Origin of the sequence: Synechococcus sp. A10-1-5-9 (assembly GCF_047716785.1) — a bacterium.
Lineage (GTDB): Bacteria > Cyanobacteriota > Cyanobacteriia > PCC-6307 > Cyanobiaceae > Synechococcus_C.
Genome location: NZ_CP180406.1, coordinates 2192100 through 2217421, shown reverse-complemented (window position 1 = coordinate 2217421; position 25322 = coordinate 2192100). Strand labels below are relative to the sequence as shown.

The 25322-nt window shown below is 59.2% G+C and carries 27 protein-coding genes and 1 tRNA gene; 12 read left to right on the top strand and 16 right to left on the bottom strand.

Going from position 1 to position 25322, the window contains the following annotated elements; all coding sequences use genetic code 11:
• Positions 1-11: 11 nt before the first annotated feature.
• Entirely contained in the window at positions 12-1901 is a 1890-nt protein-coding gene (locus tag ACLM45_RS11680; RefSeq protein WP_415409428.1) for an AAA family ATPase, read from the top strand.
• A gap of 242 nt (positions 1902-2143) precedes the next feature.
• On the opposite strand, the gene ACLM45_RS11675 is transcribed toward ACLM45_RS11680, so the two are convergent.
• On the bottom strand, positions 2144-2992 hold the full coding sequence (locus tag ACLM45_RS11675; RefSeq protein WP_415409426.1) for an FkbM family methyltransferase: 849 nt from the start codon (positions 2990-2992) through the stop codon (positions 2144-2146).
• 173 nt (positions 2993-3165) lie between these two features.
• Positions 3166-3495: a hypothetical protein gene (locus tag ACLM45_RS11670; protein WP_415409425.1), complete on the bottom strand. Its 330-nt coding sequence runs from the start codon at positions 3493-3495 to the stop codon at positions 3166-3168.
• A 553-nt stretch (positions 3496-4048) separates the two neighbouring features.
• Between ACLM45_RS11670 and ACLM45_RS11665 the strand changes: the two genes are divergently transcribed.
• A complete protein-coding gene (locus ACLM45_RS11665; protein ID WP_415409423.1) occupies positions 4049-5221 on the top strand; it encodes a THUMP domain-containing class I SAM-dependent RNA methyltransferase in 1173 nt (390 codons plus the stop codon).
• 3 nt (positions 5222-5224) lie between these two features.
• On the opposite strand, the gene ACLM45_RS11660 is transcribed toward ACLM45_RS11665, so the two are convergent.
• Together ACLM45_RS11660 and ACLM45_RS11655 are read right to left on the bottom strand one after the other, a co-directional pair.
• Entirely contained in the window at positions 5225-5623 is a 399-nt protein-coding gene (locus ACLM45_RS11660; RefSeq protein ID WP_006043159.1) for a phage holin family protein, read from the bottom strand.
• The gene (locus ACLM45_RS11655) at positions 5620-6132 is read right to left on the bottom strand and encodes a hypothetical protein (RefSeq protein WP_415409421.1); all 513 of its coding nucleotides are present in this window, start codon (positions 6130-6132) and stop codon (positions 5620-5622) included. Before ACLM45_RS11655 ends, ACLM45_RS11660 begins: the two co-directional genes overlap by 4 nt.
• Between ACLM45_RS11655 and ACLM45_RS11650 the strand changes: the two genes are divergently transcribed.
• The 3 genes from ACLM45_RS11650 to ACLM45_RS11640 all read left to right on the top strand — a co-directional run bounded on the left by ACLM45_RS11650 (position 6115) and on the right by ACLM45_RS11640 (position 11301).
• Complete coding sequence (locus ACLM45_RS11650; protein ID WP_415409420.1) at positions 6115-6516, top strand: hypothetical protein; 402 nt, start codon at positions 6115-6117, stop codon at positions 6514-6516. The two genes, ACLM45_RS11655 and ACLM45_RS11650, sit on opposite strands and share 18 nt — an antisense overlap.
• 117 nt (positions 6517-6633) lie before the next feature.
• Positions 6634-10185, top strand: a complete 3552-nt coding sequence (gene smc / locus ACLM45_RS11645) for a chromosome segregation protein SMC (protein WP_415409418.1) — start codon at positions 6634-6636, stop codon at positions 10183-10185.
• 60 nt (positions 10186-10245) lie between these two features.
• Positions 10246-11301: a PRC-barrel domain-containing protein gene (locus ACLM45_RS11640; protein ID WP_415409416.1), complete on the top strand. Its 1056-nt coding sequence runs from the start codon at positions 10246-10248 to the stop codon at positions 11299-11301.
• Between the two features lie 20 nt (positions 11302-11321).
• On the opposite strand, the gene msrB is transcribed toward ACLM45_RS11640, so the two are convergent.
• The 3 genes from msrB to ACLM45_RS11625 form a co-directional block, all read right to left on the bottom strand.
• A complete protein-coding gene (gene msrB / locus ACLM45_RS11635; protein WP_415409415.1) occupies positions 11322-11735 on the bottom strand; it encodes a peptide-methionine (R)-S-oxide reductase MsrB in 414 nt (137 codons plus the stop codon).
• 25 nt (positions 11736-11760) lie between these two features.
• Complete coding sequence (locus tag ACLM45_RS11630; RefSeq protein ID WP_415409414.1) at positions 11761-13047, bottom strand: glycosyl transferase; 1287 nt, start codon at positions 13045-13047, stop codon at positions 11761-11763.
• A 25-nt stretch (positions 13048-13072) separates the two neighbouring features.
• Positions 13073-13154: transfer RNA gene (locus tag ACLM45_RS11625), tRNA-Leu, on the bottom strand.
• A 147-nt stretch (positions 13155-13301) separates the two neighbouring features.
• Between ACLM45_RS11625 and accC the strand changes: the two genes are divergently transcribed.
• Positions 13302-14645, top strand: coding sequence for an acetyl-CoA carboxylase biotin carboxylase subunit (gene accC / locus ACLM45_RS11620; RefSeq protein WP_006043152.1), 1344 nt, complete (start codon positions 13302-13304; stop codon positions 14643-14645).
• A 21-nt stretch (positions 14646-14666) separates the two neighbouring features.
• On the opposite strand, the gene ACLM45_RS11615 is transcribed toward accC, so the two are convergent.
• A complete protein-coding gene (locus ACLM45_RS11615; RefSeq protein ID WP_006043151.1) occupies positions 14667-14996 on the bottom strand; it encodes a YggT family protein in 330 nt (109 codons plus the stop codon).
• Positions 14997-15083: 87 nt separating this feature from the next.
• Here ACLM45_RS11615 and psbX point away from each other — a divergent pair, with 87 nt between their 5' ends.
• The 4 genes from psbX (at position 15084) to ACLM45_RS11595 (ending at position 17247) form a co-directional block, all read left to right on the top strand.
• Positions 15084-15206, top strand: coding sequence for a photosystem II reaction center X protein (psbX, locus tag ACLM45_RS11610; protein ID WP_006043150.1), 123 nt, complete (start codon positions 15084-15086; stop codon positions 15204-15206).
• 81 nt (positions 15207-15287) lie between these two features.
• A complete protein-coding gene (locus ACLM45_RS11605) occupies positions 15288-16235 on the top strand; it encodes a Ycf66 family protein (RefSeq protein WP_415409413.1) in 948 nt (315 codons plus the stop codon).
• Positions 16236-16255: 20 nt separating this feature from the next.
• Positions 16256-16759 carry a TolB family protein gene (locus tag ACLM45_RS11600; RefSeq protein ID WP_415409412.1) on the top strand — a complete coding sequence of 168 codons (504 nt, stop codon included), beginning with the start codon at positions 16256-16258 and terminating at the stop codon, positions 16757-16759.
• Positions 16756-17247, top strand: a complete 492-nt coding sequence (locus ACLM45_RS11595; protein ID WP_415409410.1) for a TolB family protein — start codon at positions 16756-16758, stop codon at positions 17245-17247. Before ACLM45_RS11600 ends, ACLM45_RS11595 begins: the two co-directional genes overlap by 4 nt.
• On the opposite strand, the gene ACLM45_RS11590 is transcribed toward ACLM45_RS11595, so the two are convergent.
• From ACLM45_RS11590 to ACLM45_RS11580, 3 genes are read right to left on the bottom strand one after another with little or no spacing between them, the layout of a single operon-like run.
• Positions 17248-17451, bottom strand: a complete 204-nt coding sequence (locus ACLM45_RS11590; protein WP_415409408.1) for a chlorophyll a/b-binding protein — start codon at positions 17449-17451, stop codon at positions 17248-17250.
• Positions 17452-17459: 8 nt separating this feature from the next.
• Positions 17460-19457 carry an ABC transporter ATP-binding protein/permease gene (locus ACLM45_RS11585; RefSeq protein ID WP_415409406.1) on the bottom strand — a complete coding sequence of 666 codons (1998 nt, stop codon included), beginning with the start codon at positions 19455-19457 and terminating at the stop codon, positions 17460-17462.
• Between the two features lie 25 nt (positions 19458-19482).
• Complete coding sequence (locus ACLM45_RS11580; protein ID WP_006043144.1) at positions 19483-19824, bottom strand: histidine triad nucleotide-binding protein; 342 nt, start codon at positions 19822-19824, stop codon at positions 19483-19485.
• A gap of 70 nt (positions 19825-19894) precedes the next feature.
• Here ACLM45_RS11580 and ACLM45_RS11575 point away from each other — a divergent pair, with 70 nt between their 5' ends.
• The gene (locus tag ACLM45_RS11575; protein WP_415409405.1) at positions 19895-21472 is read left to right on the top strand and encodes a YifB family Mg chelatase-like AAA ATPase; all 1578 of its coding nucleotides are present in this window, start codon (positions 19895-19897) and stop codon (positions 21470-21472) included.
• Here ACLM45_RS11575 and ACLM45_RS11570 read toward each other — a convergent pair.
• The 5 genes from ACLM45_RS11570 to def all read right to left on the bottom strand — a co-directional run bounded on the left by ACLM45_RS11570 (position 21457) and on the right by def (position 23335).
• Positions 21457-21600 carry a hypothetical protein gene (locus ACLM45_RS11570; protein WP_198005752.1) on the bottom strand — a complete coding sequence of 48 codons (144 nt, stop codon included), beginning with the start codon at positions 21598-21600 and terminating at the stop codon, positions 21457-21459. The two genes, ACLM45_RS11575 and ACLM45_RS11570, sit on opposite strands and share 16 nt — an antisense overlap.
• 87 nt (positions 21601-21687) lie before the next feature.
• Positions 21688-21858: a 30S ribosomal protein S21 gene (rpsU, locus tag ACLM45_RS11565; RefSeq protein WP_006043142.1), complete on the bottom strand. Its 171-nt coding sequence runs from the start codon at positions 21856-21858 to the stop codon at positions 21688-21690.
• Between the two features lie 44 nt (positions 21859-21902).
• The gene (locus ACLM45_RS11560; RefSeq protein WP_415409404.1) at positions 21903-22469 is read right to left on the bottom strand and encodes a DUF3747 domain-containing protein; all 567 of its coding nucleotides are present in this window, start codon (positions 22467-22469) and stop codon (positions 21903-21905) included.
• Positions 22470-22527: 58 nt separating this feature from the next.
• Complete coding sequence (locus ACLM45_RS11555) at positions 22528-22725, bottom strand: hypothetical protein (RefSeq protein ID WP_415411426.1); 198 nt, start codon at positions 22723-22725, stop codon at positions 22528-22530.
• 4 nt (positions 22726-22729) lie between these two features.
• A complete protein-coding gene (gene def, locus ACLM45_RS11550) occupies positions 22730-23335 on the bottom strand; it encodes a peptide deformylase (protein ID WP_415409402.1) in 606 nt (201 codons plus the stop codon).
• A 63-nt stretch (positions 23336-23398) separates the two neighbouring features.
• Here def and ACLM45_RS11545 point away from each other — a divergent pair, with 63 nt between their 5' ends.
• On the top strand, positions 23399-25321 hold the full coding sequence (locus ACLM45_RS11545) for a prolyl oligopeptidase family serine peptidase (RefSeq protein ID WP_415409401.1): 1923 nt from the start codon (positions 23399-23401) through the stop codon (positions 25319-25321).
• Position 25322 lies beyond the last annotated feature (1 nt).

Below are 25322 nucleotides of genomic sequence, written 5' to 3'. Positions count from 1 at the left end.
AGGGGGACTCAATGGGATTTGAGATTCGTGACCACCTAGCCAAGCTGCAACCAGACGGAGGCACAAACACACCCAATGGAGATCACAGCTTTCTGTGCCCAGTACCTGGTTGTGGAGCCCCAAACTTCAAGGTGAACCTCGGTACTGGCAAGTGGGCTGCTTATGGCTGCAAATGCAGCAGCACTGAAAAAGGCAAGCGAGCAATCCGTGAGGCTCTTGCTCCAGCCATCAATCCAAATGAAGTCCGCAAGGACGATCATGCAGCCCAATCCAAAACAAAGGGGACAACAGCACCATCCAAGAAGACAATCCGTCCCAAAGGTCACCGCAGCTGGGTCTATCGCGATGAGGTGGGCCGACCAACCCTGGAAGTACACCGGACTGATGACGGCAAGGGCAAACGCAGGATCTGGCAGGAGAGCCTGATTGATGGCTGTCGACCCAGGGAACTGGCAAATCGGGTTGTTCCCTATGGATTAAGTGAGGCAAAGCAAGCCCTCGTAGATGGAGCGCCCTACGTGTTCATCCCTGAAGGAGAGCCATGCGCTGATGCTTTGAGGCGACTCGGGTTGAACGCTGTGGCCACCCTTGGAGGTTGTAAGGGCTTCAGTCCAGAACGGGATGGCGGCCACTTCGATCCAACAAGAGTGGTTGTGGTGGCTGACCAAGATCAGGCGGGGGTGAAGTACGCCCGCAAAGTGGCGAGCGCCTATCCCGGCTGTCGGTGGTTACTGGTTTACCCCGGCACACCTGAATGGAATGGTGCGATGCCAAAGGATGGCGGGCTGGACGTGGCCGACTGGATTGCGGACGGTGCATCCGTAGAGGACTTGCTCAAGGGAGTCCAGGAGAACAATCCCTTTCTGAGGCAGCGGCCTGAACCAGAACTCAGTCACCTGTCTGAACTCATCGCCAAGCCTGCCCAGGGGGGTGTGCGGGACCTAGGAAAAATCTGGCGGGTTAAGCAATTCGCAGCAAGCGGCATCGTTTTACTGGCTGCCGATTCAGGAACGGGCAAGACCACCTTGATGAACCTCTGCATAGAGGCAATTCAAGAAGGAACTCCCTTCCTGGGGGCTTTTAAGACAGAACAGGCGAAAGCACTACTGATCCAAGGGGATGAACCTGAGAAGTTCGCTGAACGGAAGTTCCGGCGACAGGAGCTGAGACGCAACTTCGATGTCATCTACCCCGAAGGTCCGTTCCCGCTTCGACAACTTTTCGACGCCATTGAGTCGCGTAAGTGGGGCGCTATCGGGATTGACAGCTTGACCACCGTGCTGAGTAGCGAAGGGCATCGGACAGTTGATTTTGAAATGATCGACCTTCTGTACAGCCTCAACAAAGCAGCGGTTAACAACGACGTACTGCTTTTAACGACTGCCCATCTCAACAAGACCCACCAGGACGGCAATGGCACAAGACGAAAGCGTACGGAGATTCAATGGGAAGACATCAGCGGTATCAACACAATCAGTGCTGCTGTTCAAGACTGCTGGGGGCTAACAGGCCCTAAGGGTGAGCATTTGTCACTCCATGCCCTTGGCAAGAGGAATATCGAACCTGGCACCAGATGGGTTCTTCAGCGCGATTGTGAGACCTACTGCTGGTGGCTTGCAGATGAACAAGACCAAATACTGCCTGCCAAACGAGAAGAGATTGCTGCTAAGGCCCTGAAGCACTTGCGGCAATACGGCTACAAGTCCATCAATGAGTTGGCGAAGACTCTCAAATGCAATGCAGAGCACCTTCGATTGGTCTGCTTAGACCTGTTTGAACAGGGTTGGCTGCAGCGCCATCCACGGAGAACTCGCAAGCGTGGGCGTCCCGAATACCTCTATGGGGTTGGTGATTTTTCCCATGTCACGCACTCACCCCAAGACGGCTTCACGGCAGGGTGATAAATGGGCTACATCAAAGCCAAATATAAGAATATTTTCTCACAAAAAACACTGAGCCTTGGCACCTCCGACGAAGTTTCAACAATCAGCCCATGAAACCATGCATTGGAGGCGTCATTAACCGAAAAGATCATCAACCAACTTTATCTACTAACGCAAATCGACCTCCGCGAAAGCAGAAAAGCACGTGAACTGCTTCCTAAGACATTCCAATGCAAACTCAAGGAGAATTGCACAAAGATTCATTGCTTATTCAAGGCATTCAAATGACAAACAATGTCCTTAAAGCCAAGACGGTCAAGCAGATAAATTGCTCGTGAAAGCATATCTAAGTCCAAAGCTCTTTCCTCAAGCAGATTCCTCCTGACGTACAAAGCATCTGCCCAAAACAACTGACCTCCACGCGCATTAGTCACTTCTTCATTCGCATCGTATTTGAGCAATAACTTTCTATCCATCGAGAGATGCTGAGCGCCAAAAACATAATGCTGGATATGCTTAAATCCCCACAAAACCATACCTTTCTCCCTCATAAATGCGTCAACATCAGAAAAAAGAGCCTGATTTTCATAAATAGGATTGAATTCGACCTCTATCTCAGCGCACACAAAAGTCTCAACCAAACTGCCCGCTCCCTGCAATATTTCCAACTCCGAGCCCTGAGTGTCAAGCTTAATATAATCAATGTAGTCTATACCAGTACGAGACGCCCAGCTAGATAGCGTGTCAACTTCAATGCAAGAAACTCTCTCTAATTCAATAACATCTAAAATAGGATAACGCTCATTGAGGTGCATCCTAGGTGCATAAAGAGAACTACATGCCGGATTTTTTGTATGATAAAAATTCCTCAGACCCTTGCTCCCGGCAAGAGCTACAGGATGAAAAAAATGAGAGATTGATTCAGCACCTTCCCTATTCTTAATCTCATGATTTAGTCGAGAGCATTCTGCGGGATCAGGCTCGAATCCATGCATTTCAAGCTCTTTGGCACTAAAGGAGGAAAAGACCTCTTCAGCCCCCCATCTTGCACCAACGTCCAAGGCGATATATTTTTTCATTTTACTCAAAATGGGACCAATATAAAACAATATGTTGACCGCCAAAGCAAAGTCTTTATCTAATGCTCGCCATAAAAAAAGAAAAATTAACCAATCAGCATAGAGCCGAATTCACTTCCAAGAGAGCAGGATGAAGAGGATTTAACACAAATATTCCATGCATATATCATCGGGATTTCTCGCCACTGCAAAGATTACTTGAACTAATTGCGATAAATCCTTAGCCCACAGAGCTTGTCGAGTTGGGCAATTGCACCAACAACTGCACCAGGGTTGTTCTGCGCCAAACCAAGACGTGCACTCTCCATAAGCAAATGAATGGCCTGAGCCACAAGGTCACTGCGCTGGACGTTCGCCTTGTCGATGTCCTCCCTGATCAGTGCATAAGCCTGTTGAACTGTTCGTTGGGCTGTTCTACGGCTCACCCCCTTGGTCTCCGCCAGGTACGCCACGACAGCAGTGCAGCTGAAGCCCTCCAAGAGCTTGGAGTGAGCGACCTGAACTCGATCAACGACCTCGACCCTCTTCGGCATCAAAGAAGCCCCCGACGACGAAGGACAAGCTTGATAGCTTTCGAGCTGTGTGAATCCAGATCCACCTCGTCAAGGGCTGACCTCAAGCGAACACGGAAATCCTTCTGATCCAACATCTGGATCGCGTAATCCAAAACACTGATCTCAGAAAGTTCCGCCGCGGCCAAAGCACCCATGAACTTGTCCTGAAATTTGTCCTAATTAGCTGTCAGCACAATTCCAGGTTAGCGAGAACCCTTGTCTTGGAATGTTTGAGGGGGCCTTCCAGCCCCCATGAGTCATTTGGGTGATAAGGCTGACTTCACCCCATCTCCCCTAAGGGTCAGGCAGCAACAGGGGCTGCTTGACGGGAGAAACGAACGATGTTGTTCGCAGTTACGTGTTTGCTCTCACCGAGCAGGCTTCAGTCACCCTCCTCATGCCCCGTCGAAACCATTGCAGCCCCGGGAAGGGGGAATGGAGCTGAGCGGAATCGAACCGCTGTCCGAAACACTGGTGTGGATCACCTAGTCCGGTCGAAACCGGACCTTGCCATTCTGACAGCAGTGGTGACGTGGAGCACAGCAGCGTGGGGAGGGAACACCGCCATTCAGTCAATCGGGTCTCGTGCATTGCTGTCCTCCCCCAGGGGCTGGAAGACATCGGAGCTGCAGAACTAGACGCTCTTGGAGCCAAGGAGGTGAAGCCTCTCCGCCGTGCCGCTTCTTTTACAGCCGACATGGCCTGCCTCTACAGACTGCATCTCCAAGCGCGACTGCCGTTTCGGCTGCTCCGCGAAATGAGCCACTTCCCTTGCAGAGAGCGTGATGATCTCTACGACGGCATCCAACAAGCCCTCGACTGGGAGCGATGGTTACATCCCTCGATGACGTTCCGAGTGGACGTAACCGGCACCGCCCCTGGACTGAACCACAGCCATTTCACGGCCCTTCAGGTGAAGAACGCAGTGATCGACCGGCAACGAGACCTCTGGGGCAAACGCTCGTCAATCGACCTTGAAGAGCCGGATCTAAGCCTGCATCTGCATCTCCACCGCGGCGAGGCCACGCTCAGCCTCGATGGCTCCGGTGGCAGCCTGCACCGGCGCGGCTATCGCGCAGCCATGGGAGCAGCGCCATTAAAGGAAAACCTGGCTGCAGGGCTGATCCGGCTCTCCGGCTGGGATGGCACAGGCCCGCTAGTGGATCCTCTCTGCGGTTCCGGAACCCTTCTGATCGAAGCAGCCGCCATGGCTCTGCAGCTCGCACCAGGACTCGATCGTTTCTTCGCTCTCGAAAGCTGGGCCGACTTCAACCTGGAGCAATGGGACACCGAGAGACAACGCGCTCAGGGCCGGGCATGCAGGCAGCGGGACCTTCCCCCGATTCAGGGGTTTGAAGCCGATCCCAGCATCGCCGATCAAGCCAGAGCCAACGTTCAGGCCGCAGGCCTGGAGAACGTGGTGGAGATCCGCACAGGATCCTTCCACAACTTCGCCCTGCCGCAGGGACCTGGAACGCTGGTGTGCAATCCGCCCTACGGCGAACGCATTGGTGCTGGAAGCGATCTGGAGAGTCTTTACTCCGATCTGGGCCGCTACGCCAAAGAGCAGGCATCGGGCTGGGCGCTGTGGGTACTCAGCGGCAACCCCCAGCTCACGGGAGCCCTGCGCATGAAGGCCACCCGCAGGATTCCGATCAGCAATGGCGGCATCGACTGCCGCTGGTTGCACTACGACGTGCGCTGAAGCTCAGCGGCCGAGAACAGCGCGGGTCGTGCGCGACAGTCCCTCAAGGGTCTGTGGCAGGTAAGGCCCCTTGGCAAGTTGCCCGCCCACGCGCAGGCTGATGCCAGCCACCACCAGGTTGAGCACAGCCAAACCGAGCAACGCCTGAAGCAGGGACCAGTCCCAGGCCTCCAAAACCCAAACCAGCAACGCCGCTTCTGCGGCCACCAGTGCCAGAAGCATCAAGGTTCCGCCCATCGCCAGGAACACTCCACCACTGATCAGGCGTCGCTTTTCGCGATCAACCTCCTGGAGTGCAATGCGCACGTGAAGATCCATCACCGAACCCGCCAGGGCCGTCACCCTGGCTGCCGCGCCGAGCCCGCGAGGACGAGGCTCCTGCGACCGGGGCAGTTCACTCATGAGGAGCGCCGGCCGCTGGTAAGAAAGGCTCCGACCAACACCCCCACACCCGCAGCCACAACAACAGAAAGCAGGGGGCGCTCCCGCAGGGGCTTCTCAATTTTCGGGCGCAGGGTGCGGTTCAGTTCATCCAGCAACTGCTCGAGCTGTTCCTCAAGAGGCTCGAGGCTGTCCACAAGATTGCGCGTTCGATCACCGGCTTGATGCAGCAGTTCCTCGAGCTGGTGCTGCACCGATGAAGACGCGCGGTCGGATTGGGTGGAGATCAGATGCACCACATCATCAAGACTTCCGCGTGTGGCTTCCAGCGCCTGATGCGTCACCTCCGGCCAGCGGCGTTTGATCTCAGGGAGAAGCGTCTCAAAGCGGTCTCGAAATCGAGTCGCTAGGTCCTGAGGTTCCGCAGTTGACTCGGCAGAGGATGGAGCTGAATCCAAGGCGATCCTTGTAGACACCGTCAGGTTAGGGGTGGTGACCTGCGCAGGAAACCCATGCTCGCCGATCCACACCGTTACGTGCTGCTTGAGCATTTCGGTGCTCCAGACGATCCTCGGGGCTGCCATCTCGACCTGCTGCTTGAAGACGGTGACAGTTGCCGCAGCTGGCGGCTCGACGCCATTCCCGTCCTCAACGGACCTGCGCAGAGCGCAACTCCGCTCCCCCCCCACCGACTGGTGTGGCTCGACCGGCAAGCCGCTGCAGTCTCCGGAGGTCGGGGCTGGGCGCGACGAGTGGTCGCGGGTACCTATCGCGGCAACCTTCCAGCCGCGGCCGATCAGCCGGTGAACCTGGAGCTGACCGGCATGGCAGGAATCGGCATGCCTGAACCCGTTTATGTATCGCTGAGCGACGGGCTTTGCCGGTTCAGCCAGTCCTCAAGGTCACAAACCTGAACAGGACGCTTGAGCTTTTCAGGTGTTTCGCTAGTTTCAGCATGCTGACAGCTGTGGCACCTGTTGGTACATATCAATCAGGTAGGGCTGACGCACTTCAAGTCCTTCGGGGGGGCGATGAGCATCCCCCTGGAGCCCGGTTTCACTGTCGTGACCGGGCCTAATGGATCGGGCAAGAGCAATATTCTCGATGGCGTGCTCTTCTGCCTCGGTCTCGCCAATAGCCGAGGCATGCGGGCTGATCGTTTGCCGGACCTGGTGAACAGCGGGGTTCTCAAGGCAGGCAAATCAGCTGAAACCACCGTGAGCGTGCGGTTCGATCTCTCCGATTGGCAACCGGATGCAGCTGAGGAAGGCATCGAAGCTCCGGCAGAGGGACCCTGGATCCGGTCCGATCAGACCGAATGGACAGTGACCCGCAAATTACGGGTGATGCCTGGCGGCTCTTACAACAGCAGTTACAGCGCCGACGGGATCCCTTGCAATCTGCAGCAGCTTCAGACCCAGCTCCGACGGCTTCGGATCGATCCCGAAGGAAGCAATGTGGTGATGCAAGGGGACGTGACCCGAATCGTCTCGATGAGCAACCGTGACCGTCGCGGCCTCATTGATGAACTGGCCGGAGTGGCTCTATTTGACACCCGCATCGAACAGAGCCGCAGAAAACTAGACGACGTGCAGGAACGGCAGGAACGTTGCCGCATCGTTGAGCAGGAACTTCTGGCCACGCGAGCGCGGCTCGAAAAAGATTGCGCCAAGGCCAGGGCCTATCAGGAGCTGCGGGAACAGCTCCAGCTGGGTCGCCGACAGGAACTAGTCCTGGCCTACGACGCAGCCCAAGCCGAATGCCACCGCCTTCAACAGCGGCACCAGCAGCTGGGTGATCAGGACGCCCGCGACTCCCATTTCATCGAAGAACGGGAGACCACGCTTCAAGAGGCGGCCGCCAAGCTGAAAACACTGCAGGACAACGTCAAGGCCCTTGGCGAAGACAAGCTGCTGGGAGTGCAGGCGGAGCTGGCCGGACTCGATCCTCAGAGCCGCGAACTGGAACGACAGGCAGCGCAGCACCAGCAGGAAGGTGAACGACTGCAGGCCCTGCGCCATGACCTGCAGGGGCGCAGGGGGCAGATTCAATCGGAATCCGAATCCCTGCGGCTCAGCGCCGACCCGGCAGCGCTCGAACGTGCGGACGAGGACTGCCGCAGGGCGGAAGGAGCTGTGGAGCTCTCGCGCCGTCGGCTGGGGGAAGTGGCCGGCCGTTCGAGCACCTGGATTGAGGAGCAGCGTGAGCGCAGCCGCCGCCGGCAGCAGCTGCAGGCCTCCCTGGCACCTCTGCAGGAAGAGCGTCAGCAACTGATGGAGCGGCTGCGCCAGAGCGACGAGCGCAGGCACGACCTAGAGCTGGAACGGGACCAGGACGGCGGAGAAGACCGCAGGGTTCAGACGCTGCAGGAGCAACTGGAGCAGGAGTGGCAGACCCTGCTCAACGCGATCCGCAGCGGACAGGAACAGCTGCAACAACTGGCGGACTCTGTGGCGATTCAGCAGCGCACCCGCGCCCGGCTTGAGCAGGAGCAGACACGACTGGAACGGGAGATCGCACGCCAGGACAGCCGGCGCGAAGCTCTTCAGGAAAGCCGCGGCACCGGAGCCCTGCGCCTTCTGCTCGAGTCCGGCCTGGAGGGCATCCATGGACCGGTTGCACAGCTTGGGGAAGTGGAGGACCGCCACCGCATGGCGCTCGAAGTGGCGGCCGGCGCCCGTATGGGCCAGGTGGTGGTCGACGACGACCGCATCGCCGCAAGGGCCATTGATCTCCTGAAGAGCCGCAGGGCCGGACGTCTCACCTTTCTGCCTCTCAACAAGATCCGCGCTCCCGGCAGTGGCGGAGGCGCAGCCATGGCCCGTGGGCGCAGGCCAGACGGTGGCAACGCGGATGGCCTGATCGGCAGGGCCGTCGACCTGATTCGATACGAACCGATCTATGGGGAGGTATTCGCCTACGTGTTCGGTGACACCCAAGTCTTCACAGACCTGGGCAGTGCCCGACGCGTGCTGGGCCGCTCCCGTGCCGTCACCCTCGATGGTGAGCTGCTGGAAAAGAGCGGCGCCATGACCGGAGGCAGCCTGAGTCAGCGGAGCGGCGGACTCAGCTTCGGTTTGAGCAGCGAAGGGGATGAGGCCGCTCCCCTGCGGCAACGACTGCTGGAACTAGGAGAGACCCTCGCCGCCTGCTGCCGAGAAGAACACCGCCTAACAGCACAGCTTGAGGAGCAACGCCCGGGGTTGCGCCAGCTCGAGCAACGCCAGGCAGCCCTGGAGGCGGAACGCCAGGCAGCACGCCGTTCCCACGGCCCTCTGCTGGAACGCCTGCAGCACCATCAACGCAAGTTGCAGGAGCTGCAGGAAACCGGTGCCCAGGACCGCCATCGTCTCCAGGAGATCGAAACAGCACTCAGCCCCCTGCAGAGCGATCTCCAGCAACTCGATCAGCAGGAGAGCAAGGGAGAAGCGAATGCCGATACCGAGCGCTGGCAAGCGCTCCAAAAGAGCCTGGAACAGGCCGATGCAGCCCTTGAAACAGCCCGCCGTCAACGCGACACCCTGCTGCAGCAGGACCGTGACCGCCAGATGACAGCCCAACGCCTGGCCGATCAGCGGCAAGGACTCGAACGGGACGAACAGTCCCTCAAAGAAGCAGTCCAGACCCTCGCTGAGACTCACGGACGTTGGCGGCAGCAGCACCAGGATCTGAACAGACGTCGTGATGCCCTCAACGCCCAGCAACAGGAGCTGCAGACACGCTTCGGAGAGGAACGTCGTGCCCGCGATGAGGCGGAGGCCTCCGTTGCGGAACAACGTCAAGGGCTGCAGCAGGCCCGCTGGGAACTGGAGCGGTTGCGCGAGGAACGCATTGGATTGGAGGAACAGCTGCGCAGTGGCAGCATTCGGCTGGACGAACTCAAATCCTCCCTCCCCGATCCACTGCCGGAGATCAGTGACGCCGTCCGTGACGGTGGCCTCGAGGCGCTGCAAGAGCAGCTGCAACAGCTTCAACGGCGCATGGAAGCTTTAGAGCCAGTGAACATGTTGGCTCTGGAAGAACTGCAAGAACTTGAGCAGCGCCTCGGAGATCTTGGCGAACGCCTGGAGTTGCTCAGTCAGGAACGGGAAGAACTGCTGCTGCGGATCGAAACCGTTGCCACGCTCCGCCAAGAAGCCTTCATGGAGGCTTTCGAAGCGGTCGATGGACACTTCCGCGAGATTTTCGCGAGCCTGTCCGATGGCGACGGCAAGTTGCAGCTGGACAATCCCGAAGACCCCCTTGAAGGTGGCTTGACCTTGGTCGCGCATCCCAAGGGCAAGGCGGTGCGTCGCCTCGCTGCCATGTCGGGCGGTGAGAAATCCCTCACCGCCCTCAGCTTCCTGTTCGCGCTGCAGCGCTTTAGACCATCGCCGTTCTACGCCCTCGATGAGGTGGATAGTTTCTTGGACGGCGTGAATGTGGAGCGCCTGGCGGCGCTGATCGCCCGGCAGGCCGAGCAGGCCCAGTTCCTCGTGGTCAGTCACCGTCGACCGATGATCGGTGCCTCGACCAGAACCATCGGTGTGACCCAGGCACGAGGCGCCCACACCCAAGTGGTTGGCCTCCCGGATGCAGCCTGACGGGCCGGCGTCGACTCCTTGCGTCAAAATGACGCAAATCCCTCCGGCTGAGGCCTGCGGTTGAGTTTGTCGTCGTCTTCCAATGATCCACTGGCCAACGTGCCCAGTGATCGCCTCTGGCTGAGGTCTGAGCTCATGGGCACCCAGGTGATCACCCGCGATACCGGGCGCCGCCTCGGTGTGGTGGGTGAGGTGATCGTGGACATTGACGGCCGCGAGGTCGTCGCCCTCGGTCTGCGTGATAACCCCCTCACCCGATTCCTGCCGGGGCTCCCTCGCTGGATGCCCCTGGATCGCATCCGTCAGGTGGGCGACGTGATCCTCGTGGATTCAGCCGATTCCCTGAGTGAAGCCTTTTCACCCGAGCGCTACAGCCGGGTGATCAACTGCCAGGTGATCACCGAATCGGGCCAGCAGCTCGGCAGGGTGCTCGGTTTCTCCTTCGACATCGAAACCGGAGAACTCACCACGCTTGTGATGGGGGCCGTGGGCGTCCCCCTTCTGGGTGAAGGGGTGCTGAGCACCTGGGAAATCCCCGTCGACGAAATCGTGAGCAGCGGGGCTGACCGGATCATTGTTTATGAAGGAGCTGAGGAAAAACTCAAACAACTCAACAGCGGCTTTCTCGAAAAGCTGGGCGTTGGTGGCCCCAGCTGGGAAGAACAGGAGCGGGATCGCTACAGGGTGAACGTGGTGCCTGTGGAGAATCAGTTGAGCTCTGGTCAGAGCGCCGAAGACACTCCAAGGCAGCTGGGAGCCTCCTCCTCCCAGAGGTTTGACGTGGATCAGGACGAGCTCGAGTACGTGGAACTGGAGCAGCCCCGCCAGGACGAGGTCCGCCGCAGGCGCTACCTCGATGAACTGCCACTCGAGGAAGACCCTGAGCGCTATCAACCTCAGGAGAGCTACCAGCCTCGTAAGAGCTATCAGTCCCGAGACTTCGACTCCGAGTCTCCTCGCTACGACGAGGCCCCACCTCAACCACGCAGCGATCAGCGGCCGCGGCCGGCATCGCGACGACCGATCGAGCGACCGGGTGAACCTTTGGATGTGGAGCCCTTGGATGATGAGCCTCAATCCAGCGCCCCCAGGGAACCGATGGATGATCCCTGGTAGATCCATCGATAGCGATTGTCCTAGCCCTTGAACTGGAGCGACGCGCTGTTCACGCAGTAACGCTGCCCTGTAGGCGTCGGACCATCAGGGAAGACATGGCCCAGGTGGGCATCACATCGGGCACAGAGAATTTCAGTGCGCACCATGCCATGGGTGCGGTCCTCATTGGTGCGAATCGCACCTGAGCTCACCCCATCCCAGAAACTGGGCCAGCCTGTCCCGGACTCGAATTTGGTGCTCGAACTGAACAGTGGCGCATCACAGCAGATGCAGTGATAGGTGCCGTCGTCCTTGTGATTCCAATAGGCCCCGGTGAAGGCGCGTTCAGTCCCCCCCTGCCGGGCAACTTGGAACTGCTCGGAGGTGAGCTGCTGTTTCCATTCGTCCGGAGAACGCTCCACGCGATCGCCTTCGGCGGGGAGAGAGCTGGACATCAATTTGCAGCAAGTGGAGCGGACCCTAATCGGAAAGGGCAAGGGGAAGCAGCTCCCGCACTTCCTCAGCCAGAGCTGCCACAGCACCGGGCTGTCCGCGCAGTCTGCGCAAATCCTCGCGTTGGCCATCCAGACGTTCAGGTGCCTGAAGCCATTCGAGAGCTTCCCCGGCGATGTCCTCAGGCGTGATCGGCCCGACACGCTCGGGAACCACCATCCGTCCGGCAGCGATGTTCGGCCAAGCCAGTAGGCCATGGTTTCGCATGCGCCAGGCGCTGAGGAGAAGTCCGATGAGCCGTCGCAGAACTGGAAGTCGGGCAAGCAGACCAAGCCAGCCATCCCAGGCCTGCATCACCCCAAGATGTTGCGTTGGCACAAGCACAATCATCGGCACCCCAAGAGCACCGAGCTCAGCGGTATTCGCTCCAACGGTGGTGAGAGCAAGCGCACACTGGCTGAGCGCGCCATGGGCAGGCGGATCTTCCTGCAGATGGATCACCGTGCCGGCATGGGTCAGCAGGCGACGCCATGGCCAGTCATCGTCAGCAGGCAGCAAGGAGCGGATGCCACCGCGGTAGCTAGAGGCAATTGGATTGGTTGCGCTGGAGAAGCGCAGAAGCTCCTCTGGACTGGTGGTGGGAGCCACCGGCAACAGGAATTGGCAGTCGGGCTGCTGGGTCGCAAGACGATCAGCGGTCTCCACCAGAAACGGCATGCCCACACGCAACTTGGCGGGCTTTGAACCAGGCATCAGCGCCACCCAGAGCCCTTCAGGCAATGGGTCTCTGCCTTTGGCGTCATCGGTAAGATCCGCCATCAAGTCCCCGACGACACGGCAGCGAGGACGAAAGCGCCTGGGCAGCTTTTCAAGCACCGCTGGAGCCATCGCAGCGATCCTGTCGTTCCAGCGGGGCCAGCGTGCCACCCATTCGGCATACGTGATGTGGCGATACCCGAGACGGGCCGAAAGCAACACGGTCCAAAACTGGTCGCCACCCAGAAACACCACCACACCTCGCGATGGCCAGGGTCCGTAGCGGATGGGATTCAGCAACAGTGTCCAGAAGCGTCCCGCCGGAATAATGCGATCGAACTGGCCCCACCGCGCAGCCGCCTCAGCCTCCGTACCGGTGGCATTCGGGCAGGGAACCAAGACCAGACGGAGACTGACCGGTGATCCAGGGGCCCTTGGCCTCATCAAGAGGCGGCGATGCAGCTGCTCTGCCAGAGGACGCACCCATGTTGCGAGCTCTCCAGGTCCGTTCGAAACAAAAACGATGGAGAGTGCCTGATCTGTAGGTCTCGTCGTCACGCGCGACAGATCAGGGGAAAAGAAGTGCGGATGGCGAGACTTGAACTCGCAAGGCCGAAGCCACACGCCCCTCAAACGTGCGTGTCTACCAATTCCACCACATCCGCGTGGTCGACTCAGCCGCTCGGGCCTTATCGAGGATCGATCATACCGGCTCATGGTTCGGGCCATTCCAGAAGCCCATGTAAGGCCGGCTGAAAAAAGACCTGCAGAACAGACGCTGATACGATCCGCCCTGGCTTGGTAACTGCGGGATGTCCATCGGCAAGGTGCTGATCGCCAACCGCGGCGAAATCGCTCTGCGGATCCTGAGAAGTTGCCGCGAGATGGGGATCGCCACGGTCGCTGTTTACAGCACCGTGGATCGCAATGCTCTGCACGTGCAGCTGGCAGACGAAGCAGTGTGCGTGGGCGAAGGTCCCAGCAACCGCAGCTACCTGGATATTCCCAACATTCTTGCTGCGGCCACATCGCGAGGGGCCGATGCCATTCACCCCGGCTACGGCTTTCTTGCTGAGAATGATCGTTTTGCCGAGATCTGCAGGGATCACGGCATCACCTTTGTAGGCCCGTCCCCCCATGCGATCCGCTCCATGGGGGATAAGTCCACGGCCAAAACCACCATGCAGAACGTGGGGGTTCCGACCGTGCCGGGCAGTGAGGGCCTCTTGTCAGGGCCGGACGAAGCAGCCGACCTGGCCATGGCCATGGGATACCCCGTGATGATCAAGGCCACAGCTGGCGGTGGCGGCCGTGGCATGCGTCTCGTGCAATCCCCGGATCAACTGGAGAATTTGTTTAAGGCAGCTCAGGGAGAGGCGGAGGCGGCGTTCGGCAACCCGGGGCTCTACATGGAGAAATTCATCGACAGACCCCGCCACGTTGAAGTTCAGGTACTCGCCGACCGCCACGGACATGTGGTGCATCTCGGTGAACGCGACTGCTCGATTCAGCGACGGCATCAGAAACTGCTGGAGGAAGCACCCAGCCCAGCCCTGGACCAGAACCTGCGCTTACGCATGGGCGAAGCCGCCGTCGCTGCAGCACGCAGCATCAACTACGAGGGTGCGGGCACCGTTGAATTCCTGCTGGATCGCAACGGCGGGTTCTATTTCATGGAGATGAACACCCGCATTCAGGTGGAACATCCCGTTACTGAAATGGTCACAGGCATCGACCTGATCGCGGAACAGCTGCGCATCGCTGGAGGTGAACCCATCAGCGTGTCTCAGGACCAGATCGAACTGCGCGGACACGCCATCGAGTGTCGGATCAACGCCGAGGATGCAACCCATAACTTCCGGCCGGCTCCTGGGCGAATCACCGGATGGCTCCCTCCAGGAGGCCCGGGTGTGCGCGTCGACAGCCATGTGTACACCGGCTACGACATTCCTCCTTTCTACGACTCACTGATCGGAAAGTTGATTGTGTGGGCACCTGATCGGGAAGCCGCTATCAGCCGTATGCGCAGGGCCTTGAACGAATGTGCCATCACCGGCATTCCCACCACGGTGGATTTTCATCTGCGCATGCTGGAACGGCCCGAGTTTCTGCAGGGTGACATCCACACCAAATTCGTGGAACAGGAAATGCTCTGAACACACCACGTGGAGTGCAGTTCAAGCGATCGCCTGTGCACGCAGCAACACCATCGTGAACAGCCCCTGCTGACCGACCAGCAGCTCACGAACCAGACTCACGATTCCCACCCAGATCACGGGGGTCACATCAACCCCACCGATGGGGGACACCAGGCGACGTGTGAGCGCAAGCACGGGTTCCGTTGGTGAGGCGATCACTGCCCAGGGGGCGGAGCTCAGATCCACCTGGGGATACCAGGTGAGCACGATGCGCAGAAGGAACATCAAACTCCAAGCTGCCAGCAGCAATCCCAGGACCGGATTCAGGAGAGAAAGCACCTGGAGCAAGGTCGGCGTCACAAACCTCAAAGCAATCGCGAAGACATCGTAGAAACAAGCCAGCGATCCCTAGGATCACCAGGTTTCGTCCAGATCGTCAGCCCCGGCGTACTCGCTATGACCCCCTCCCTCGCCAATTTCCTCAGCAGCCTGGTCTGGGGTGCCGTCATTGTTGTTGTTCCGGCATCCATCGGTTTGTTTTTCCTGAGCCAGACCGACCGCGTCGATCGCAAACTCTGATCGCTCTGACACGCTTCGTAGAATTAAGACGTCAGACCTTGTTTCATCAAGAGCTGACAACCGTTTCCCGGGGGCCTCAACGTGGTTAACGCCAGTCTCAACTGGGCCAGCATTGTTGGAATCGTGCTGGCCGTTGGCGGCGCAATGCTGTATTTCATGCGCAGCTTCAAGCCAGCGCTGGCCCGCGATTACGACGTCTTTTTTGCGGCTATCGGCCTTCTCTGCGGAGGAATTCTGTTCTTCCAGGGATGGCGTCTTGACCCAATCCTCCAGTTCGGACAGTTTCTCCTTGCTGGCACCACAGTCTTTTTTGCCTACGAGAGCGTGCGTCTCCGAGGTATTTCTGCAGAACAGGCCAAACGGTCGGCTTATTTCGATGACGAGCCTCCGACCAGGGCTCCCGCTGGCGGCCTGAGTGGTGGATATGACGATTCCTATGACCGCTTCGACGAACCTCAACCCCTAAGGCGCCGGTTCGCTGGCAGAGAGTTCGACGAAGCAGAACCAGAGGATCAAGACTTTTACCGACCGCGCCGGAATCCCCGTGCCGCGATCCCTGAAGAGGCTGCCAGTCGCAGGCGTGGACGCAGCGAGGCGTCCAGCGGTTGGAACGGCGGTTCAGAGCAGGATCGACGCATGGCGCGATTCGGCAATCGTGACGATGAACCCAGTCGTTCAGGCCCCAGCTTCGGCGACCGGCGCAGCCAGCGAGACGATCAGCGTCGAGGCAGCAGACCCAACCCCGCATCAACGCGTTCCGGCAATCCGTCCCCAACGCCGGGACGGGGCAGCACTCCACCAACCCAACAGCAGAAGGGCAGCAGGCCCATCGGCCAGTCTCAAGCCGGCATTCCCCAAGGGACACCTTTGCGCCAAAAGGCGGAAGATGCTGCCTACACCCCCAGCGAACGTTCAGCACCCACACCACGGAGGCCTGCAGGCCCCACCGCCGCCCGAACTGACAGTGCTGAACGCACTCCCCCCCGCAGTTCCCGTCCACGGGACAACAGCTCCCGATTCGACGACTGAACCGCTGGATCCTGGTGCTAATGCTGGCTGGTCTCACCACAGCTGGCTGCAGCGGCAGAAACCGTCGTGCTCCGAGTGGGCTGGCACCAACCCAACAGCAGCAACCCAGTCTGAGTGGCGATGGCAGCAAATTGGCTGTCATCGCCGACCAACGCGGGCGCCCAACCGTGCAAGTAAGGGACCTCAAGAGCGGGCAGCTTCTGCAACTCCGCCACTTCTCTCGCCACCAGCCTCACAGCTCACCATCGCTGAGTTGGAACGGTCGCTATCTCGCCGCTGTGATTCAGCGAGGCAACCGACGACTTGTGCTGATCGAGGACCGTCTCACAGGCCGGGCACATCCCCTGAGGCTTCCTGCAGGACGTGATCCTGTGAACCTCAGCCTGGCACCCGATGGACGCGAACTGGCGGTTCAGACTGCTGAGCAGGGGCGCTGGCAGGTTGAGGTGTTTAACCTCAGTGAGCTGCTTGAATCCGATCGACCGGGAGGGCGTCGAGAAACGACTGCCCCTGAGGAACCTTGAAGAGATGGCAGGGAACAGTGGTCCTGGCTTCGGTGCTGGGAATCAGCATCTCAGGATGCTCCCGATCCGGCTTGCGTCCGCAACCGGGCTTAAATTCGTCACTGCAGCGCAGGGCAGACAGTCGCAGGCAGCCAGCCCTGGGGCAGCGGTGGCTGGTGTCGATTGCAAGCCGAAACGGGCGGGAACGCATTGAGCTGGTGGATCTACGGTCCCGCCAACCGGTTCCTCTGCCTGGACTCAATCAAGCCGGAAGCCAGCCAGTGAGCGTGAGCGTGAGCGGCAATGGCAAGCGCATTGCTTTCGTCCGAACCCGGGAGGGACGCACAGAGCTGATGCTCTACAGACGAGACGCTGCTGGACTGCAACGATTACCCATTGAACCTTCAGGGGTCCCCAGGGAGGTAAGCCTGGATGGAGAAGGCAGGCGTCTGGCCGTCCAAGTGAGTCGCCAGGGACGCTGGGACGTGGATGTGATCCGACTCCCCTGATCAGCGAAGGAAACCAGCCCAGTGCAGGAAGGTGTCATGACTGATGGCTTCCACGAACAGAATGGCCACAAATCCGACCATCGCAAAACGACCGTTCACTCGCTCTGCGTACCCACTCCAGCCGAAAGCCGGAACATCCGATGTGGTGGCAGAGGGAGTGTGGTCCGGGCTATCCGTGGATGCGTTCGAAGAATCAGACGTCATCAGATCAGTCAGGCAAGTTCAGGTTGATAATTGGATGCCGCAACAAGGCGCCAGTCACCGTTGCCGTACAACTCCAGCACACTGGAGTGAAAACGCTTCAGGGATGGGCGGTGACCAACACTAACGAAGGAGATCTCGCGCTCAAGCAGTAGCTCATAAAGCAGCCGCTCCGTTTTCACATCAAGAGCACTGGTCGCCTCGTCTAAAACCACATAACGAGGTGAGTTCAAAAGCAATCGGGCAAATGCAAGACGCTGCTGCTCACCCAAAGAAAGAATTCTCTGCCAATCTTGCTTCACATCAAGATCAGGATATCGACGCACTAACTGAGGGAGATTAACTTTATCCATCACATTCAGAAGTTGCGAGTCAGTGAACAAGTCCTGATCACTTGGGTAACAAAGCTGCTCTCTTAGGGATCCCAGCAGTAGATAAGGCTTCTGAGGGATGAAGAGAAGATCTCCCGTGGCAGGACGCTCGACGCAACCAGCACTAGGACTCCATAAACCGCTGATCATCCTCATCAGCGATGTTTTACCGCAGCCGGAGGGACCGACAACCAAAATCCTGTCGTCTTCGCTAACGGTCAGACTGAGATCACGGATGATTGGAATTCTTGCCTTGGGGGTATAGAGGTCTGCATTCGAAATCACGATGCCACTACCAGGGCGCACAAGCTGCCGGTCATCGGCGGTTGGCTCATCAGCCACCTGCTCAACCTTCGACTGGAAACCTTCAAGTCGGTTAATACCAGCCGTAAACTTGGCAAGCTCTTCAATTTGGTTCACAACAAAAAGTAGAGAACCTTCAACCATGTTGAATGCGAAATTGGCCTGCACGAAACTGCCGTAATCGGTTTCACCTGAGAAAATTGCAGGAGCCAAAATGAGATACGGGAAAAACACTCCGGAATAGTTTGTGGAGCGCCGCATGACATCGATAACAACCTGCCAGTTGATAATGAAATTGAAGTTGCGCACAACCTCTCCTAGACGGCGCTTCGTTTCGTGAGCCTCAGGAGCCTCACCAGCATAAAAAGCGATCGACTCGGCATTATTCCTGATATGGACAAGCCCATAACGGAAATCCGCTTCATAACGCAACTGATCAAACTGCAGAGTCACTAATTTCCTGCCAGCTATAACCAATAACGTCGTGGAGAATGCTGCATACAAAAACAGCCCCAAAGTTAATTCCTTACTGATCCCCCACAAGATCAAAATATTCAGAAAGAAGGTCAGAAGTGCATCAAAGATGCCAATTGTGAAAGCAAGGCTTTGAGCAGTGAAAGCACGAGTATCTTCCGTAATCCTTTGATCAGGATTATCGATATCAGTCGCCTGCTCATCATTTGGATTCAAAATATAATAGGCACGATTGCTCATGTAATCGCTTATAAGCGCACGCGTAAGCCAATCTCTCCAAATAATTCCCAACTTAAATGTGAAAAATATCTGAGACACCCTGATGGGCAGAGCGACCACAAAACAGCTCGCATAAATAATCAAGATCCGATAAAAACTTGCTTCTTGCTGCTGCACAAGTGCATTCGTGAGATCGCGGGCAATAAAACCGATACCAGCATTAATGCCATTGACCGCGAGAAGCATCAAAACGATGGCCGCAAGCAAAAGCCAATGCAACCAACGTCGCTGCTTTAACTGATTGCGAAAGGCCGTAAAACTTGCTATTCCAATTAAAAATAAAGTGACAAATGCGCCACCCCACCAAGATGACCAGATCCCAGTAATTGTGGCGGCTACACCCCCGAAATAGTTTTCGGTTAGAGCAGGCTGCAAACGCTCGAGAACGTTGAGCAACCCTGTCAGCAAAGCCAGGACAACTCCACCAACACAAAAAAGAAGTGAAATCAGCAGCCAGACGAATTGCCAGCCATTCGCTTGATTAAGAGGAAGGAAAAACGGCTGCGAGAGGTGACGCAACCTGCTGAGTTGCTGCTGCAGAGACCGAAGCGATCCGGCTCTCACGGGACTAAGAGATGTCATGGCGCAATTCTCGCTTGATCCAGGCTCAACCGGGAGGCCACGCCAGTGGACGCCCACCCATCACATGCACATGCAGGTGAAACACGGTCTGGCCAGCAGCTGCACCGGTATTGATCACAGTGCGCCAGTCGTCCAGCCCCTCCTGCTGCGCCACCCTCGCAGCCACCAGCATGAGGTGTCCAAGCAACGAGGCGTGCTGCTCTTGCGCCTCACGCAGGCTTGGAATCGGCTCACGGGGAATCACCAACACGTGAACCGGTGCCTGCGGCGCGACATCCCGGAAGGCAAGGCAGCGATCATCGCTGTAGACCTCATCGCAGGGAATCTCGCCCCGCAGAATGCGGGCAAAAATCGTGTCTTCAACCATGGCGCTGGGCTCGTTGGAGAAAGGCATGCGACGGACTGGGCATTGGATCCCTGAACCGTTTCAACCATGAATGCTTGCACGTTGCCTCAGCGCCTCTCTCCTGGGAATTGACGCCCGACCGGTCACCGTGGAGGTGGACCTGGCCCCTGGCCTGCCAGGCCTGCAACTGGTGGGCCTCCCGGACACGGCGATCCAGGAATCCAGAGAGCGGGTGCGCTCGGCCCTGCGCAACAGCGGCTTCCGTGGCCCCCTCGTGAAGGTGGTGGTGAATCTGGCGCCGGCTGATCTGCGCAAGGAAGGCCCTTGCTTCGATCTGCCGATTGCCCTCGGCCTGCTGATCGCGAGCGGTCAACTCGATTCACCCTGCCTAGAGGGCCTCTGGAGCGCAGGAGAACTGGGCCTGGACGGCTGCCTACGGCCGTGTCGAGGCATTCTCGCCATTGCCTGCCTGGCCAAATCCCAAGGAGCCCGCGGGCTGCTGGTCGCCGCCGAAGACGCGGCAGAGGCTGCCCTGGTGAAGGGTCTCAAGGTGACGGCGGCGGCATCGCTGAAGGATCTGGTAAACCGCCTCCGCGCTGGTGACCTGGTGCAGACCCCAGCAGGGCACCAACACCAAGCCCCGAGGGGTCAGTGCGCTGCTGCAGAGCGAAACGCAGCACCACCACCCCTGAACCTTCCGGCTCAACATTTGGCCCGCCAGGGGTTAGCCCTCGCGGCGGCAGGCGGGCATCACCTGCTGATGGTGGGGCCTCCGGGGTGCGGCAAGACACTGCTCGCGCAGCAATTGCCAGCTCTGCTGCCTCCTCTCGACGATGACGAGGCTCTCGACATCACCAGGCTGCACTCAATCGCGGGACTGCCTCGCAACGAGAAGCACCTAATACGCCAACGGCCGTTCCGGGCTCCGCACCACAGCGCTTCAGCCGCTGCATTGCTTGGCGGTGGCGCGAATCCCAGGCCAGGGGAGTTGAGCCTCGCCCATGGAGGCGTGCTGTTTCTCGATGAGCTGGGAGAGTTCCCTCGAGCAGTGCTTGATCAGTTGCGGCAACCGCTCGAAGAGGGCGTGCTGATGTTGAGCCGGGCCCGGGTGCGTTGTGCTTTCCCTTGCAGAGTCACCCTGGTGGCCGCCACCAATCCATGCCCCTGTGGCTGGCACGGCGATCCTCGCTGCCGCTGCAGCGAGTCACAGGTGAAACGCTATTGGCACAGGATGTCGGGTCCCTTGCTGGATCGGCTGGATCTGCAGCTGCGACTGGAACCCCCGGCAGCGGACTCGTTGCGTCAGGTGATCGAAGAGCGCCACGGACTCATCGACAGGGACCCTCTGCCCGCGACGATCGAAGCGGCACGCCGGCAGATGCATCAACGCAACCCGAATGGATGCTGCAATCGCGACCTCTCCACCGCTGACCTCAAGCGGCACGGAGCGTTCAAGTCAGGGACCCTCACGTCCTGGGAACAGGTGCTGAAGGCGCGTCGGCTCAGCCTGCGCAGCGGGTTGAAGCTGCTGAAAGTGTCACGCACCATTGCGGACTTAGCCGGTCAAGGAGACGTGACCGTGGAACACCTTGCAACAGCGCTGTGTTTTCGCAGCTTCGACGAACAGACCCAAGACAAGTCTGCACGCCACTCTCACCGCGCTGAATGAGGGCGATCCTTGTAGGGCTGGGTACCAATGGTTGGAGGCTGCGTCAGCCTCTCTTCCCGAGGATTGCCCATGGCGTGGGAGAGGGTTTCAGCAACCCAGCAGCGGAATTCCTCAAGCTTCTGACCCATTGTTCTTGCCTCACATTCTCCTTTCAGTCTCAAGCCAACGTGAGGTCGTGCCAACGGGTTGAAATACCGGTTTCCCGGGCAGCGAACTCAGCGACGGCGACGGCGCTGCTGGGCCTTGCGCTTGTACTTCTCGATGGGCGTTTCGTGGTGACGCAGACGCTTGAGATCAGCGAAGATGCCGGCTTTGGAGACCTGGCGCTTGAAGCGACGCAGGGCTGATTCGATGCCTTCGTTTTCTCCGACCGTGACCTGAGTCATGCAATCTGCAGGGATATCCAGCTAATCAACTTAGCAAGCCAAGGTCAGGGAGCTTCCGCTGCTGGAGCAGCATCCCGATACACATACAGATGGCCCAGGGTGCGTTGGCCGTACTGGCGACGCATCAGGCGCCAACCGGGCTCCATGACCAACTGAATGAAGCCATTGCCCGATCCACCTGCCTTGGCGATCAGATAGGAGGATTGAGAGGGATCTCGGGTTGGTACGGCCATGAGCTGCACATCGCTTGCCAACTTGATCACCGACAGCCGGTAACGGGTCCCCAGGTCATCGCCTCCGATCCGCAGGGAATAACCATTGCCATCGATGTAGCGATTACAGATCCCAGTGAAATCAAAGGTGGCCAGCAACGGATTCACCACAGCCGGAGCACTTCCTGACATCTCGAAACAGGGCCTAGCGTTGGTGCGCTGCTCATAGATGTTGAGCTGAGAACTGGCGCCGCTGCCGATCGGAGCCGCCACCATCACGAACTTGGTCTGATCCACTTCTGCAGTGGTGAAAAGAGAGCCCTGAGCCCTGATCGGAGAGGGCAGGCCGGAAGCAACTGTGGCGGTGAGAACAGCTGCAGCGATCCGGTAAAGGGCCATTCGGAGCAAGGTGTTGTGTGTGGATGGTAAAAGTCTTGTGCAGGTTCAGCTGCCCCAATCAGGCCGGTTTATTGAGCCGAATCGCAACCAGAAGTGACCCGATGGTGGCCGGAAGGCTCAGCCCGAAAATCAGACGCGTGAGGCGCACACCGAGGTCTGGGTCGCCGTAGGCCAGCTCGAACACACAACCCGTGGCAGCGATTCCAAGCACACAGGCGAGGGCCAGGAAGAGGCCTGCAAGGGGTTTAATCGGCATGGCGTCAGGCCAGAGAGCGAACGTCATTGGGCTGGAACCCATGGTCTTTGAGTTCTTTGGTCAGGCCTCCGGCATCGGTCACCCGGTCGACGAACAAAACACCGGTGAGATGGTCCATTTCATGCTGAATGCAGCGAGCCATCAGGCCATCCGCTTTCAAGGTTTTCGGCCGCCCCATCTCATCACGAAAACTCACTTGCACAGCGCTGGGGCGCACCACATCCAGGTAGACCCCTGGAATGCTCAGGCAGCCTTCCTCGTAAGTATCGAGACTTGCACTTGAAGAAATGATCTCCGGGTTGATCAGCACCAGCGGCGGGGAACTGGCTGTTTCCGGATCCAGATCGATCACGAGCAGCTGCTGATGAACGCCAACCTGAGGAGCTGCCAGACCGATACCGCGAGCTGTATACATGCTGCGCAGCATGTCGCGCGCCAGATCACGCACGGTTTCATCCACCTTGCCGATGCGCCGTGCATCAAGCCGCAGCACGTCGTCTCCGAGGGTATGGATCTGCAGAGGAGCCGTTTCTAAAGGCTCCTTGGGGACGGCCACAGGAGAACCTGCCTTCTCAGCCGATCGTGCTAATTGGGCAAAGCTCCTAGCCAAGACCGTTCCTGCAATCTGCTGTGCTGATCTTAGGCAGTCCCCTCAACCATCGGATCGCGCGCGATGGCCACCCGCCAGCCCCTCTCCGCCCGTCAAGCACTCGGGCGGCAACCCTCACTAAAAGCACCCAGAGTTCTCGGAGACTGGCTGCTCTGGCTCGAGCAACGCCCCCAGGAGAAAGGCCGCACCACAGCCCTGCTGCGGCGATGGGGACAGCCTGATCACCCGCCCCTGGAGTTAACGCCGGCCCCCTGCAACCTGCGTTGCAGGATCCACGAATACGGCGGCGGCGCGAGTGCAGCGGCCCTCCTCGAGCATGGCCTCCTCTTCACCTGGATCGATGACAGCGATGGCTGTCTCTGGGCCCGATCCTGGAGCGGACTGTCTGGCGGAGACCCTCGATCGGTGGTGGCGGAAGGAGCTGCCAGGCGCCTGACGGCGCCAGGAGATGGCCTGCTGGGCGGTGGGGTGATCGATTCGAAGCGGCACCGCTGGATCGGCGTGATGGAGCAGGGCGGACGGGACGACCTGGTGCATGTGGCGCTCGACTGCATAGATCAGACGCCGGTTGTGCTGCACCCCGCGGCGGATTTCGCGGGATACCCAGCAATCAGCCCTGATGGAGACCAGCTGGCTTGGGTGGAGTGGGAGCAACCCGCCATGCCCTGGGATGCCGCCGCACTGCGATGGGCATCCATCAAGGCCAACGGTGATCTCGGCACCGTTGGCACGCTGGCCGGGAGCAGGCCAGGAGCTGAGCATCCAACCTCCATCTTCCAGCCGCTTTGGCTTCCTGATGGCCAGTTGATCGTGGCGGAGGACGGCAGTGGCTGGTGGAATCTGATGCGGCACCCGGATCCCGGCGCCCCCTCGCAGAGCTGGGAACGGCTCTGGCCCATGCAGGCGGAAACGGCGATGCCGCAATGGGTGTTCGGCATGAGCACTACAGCCTGGGATGGTGAGCAGCTGCTCGCCGCAGTGTGTAGCGAAGGCCGTTGGCAGTTGAAGCGTCTCGGAGCCGATGGCTCGGTCAGCCCGGTGAACCAACCCTTCGACGACCTTGCAGAGCTGCATGCCGACGCAGGCCGGGCCGTGGCGATCGCTAGCAACAGCACGACTGGGCAGGGGCTGTTGGAACTGCACATCGCCAGTGGACGCTGGAGCCATACGCCGGCTTCAGACGCGGTGTTGGAACCCGAGCACATCAGCATCGCCGAACCACTCTGGTTCGAGGGGACGGACGGCCAACGCTCCCACGCTTGGTACTACCCGCCCTGCGGTGGTGCCTCGCCAAACACGCCCCTGCTGGTGAAAAGCCACAGCGGTCCAACGTCAATGGCCCGCCGCGGCCTCAGCCTCGGCATTCAGTTTTGGACCACCCGCGGCTGGGGCGTCGTGGATGTGAATTACGGGGGCTCCACTGGGTTCGGGCGGGCTTATCGCGAACGACTCAACGGTGGATGGGGCGTGGTGGATGTGCAGGACTGCGCCGCTGCGGCACAAGCCGTGATCGCCAGCGGACGCGCCCATCCGCAGCGGGTCGCCATCGAAGGGGGCAGCGCCGGCGGCTTCACAACCCTGGCCTGCCTCTGCTTCACGGATGTCTTTCAGGTGGGGGCCTGCCGTTATGCGGTCAGCGACCTCATGGCGCTGGCCTCTGAAACCCACCGCTTCGAGGCCCGCTATCTCGACGGTCTGGTGGGTGCATGGCCCCAGGAACGCAACCGTTATCAGAAGCGTTCACCCCTGCACCACGCCGATCGCATCCGCTGTCCGGTGATCTTCTTTCAGGGTTTGCAGGACAAGGTGGTGGTGCCGGAGCAAACGGAGCGGATGGCAGCGGCCCTGCGCAGCAACGGCGTTCCGGTGGAGGTGCACACCTACGCAGAGGAAGGGCATGGCTTCCGGGACAGTGCCGTGCAGGTGGATGTGCTCGAGGCAACGGAAGCCTTCTTCCGCCATCACCTCAGGCTCAATCAACCTTAAG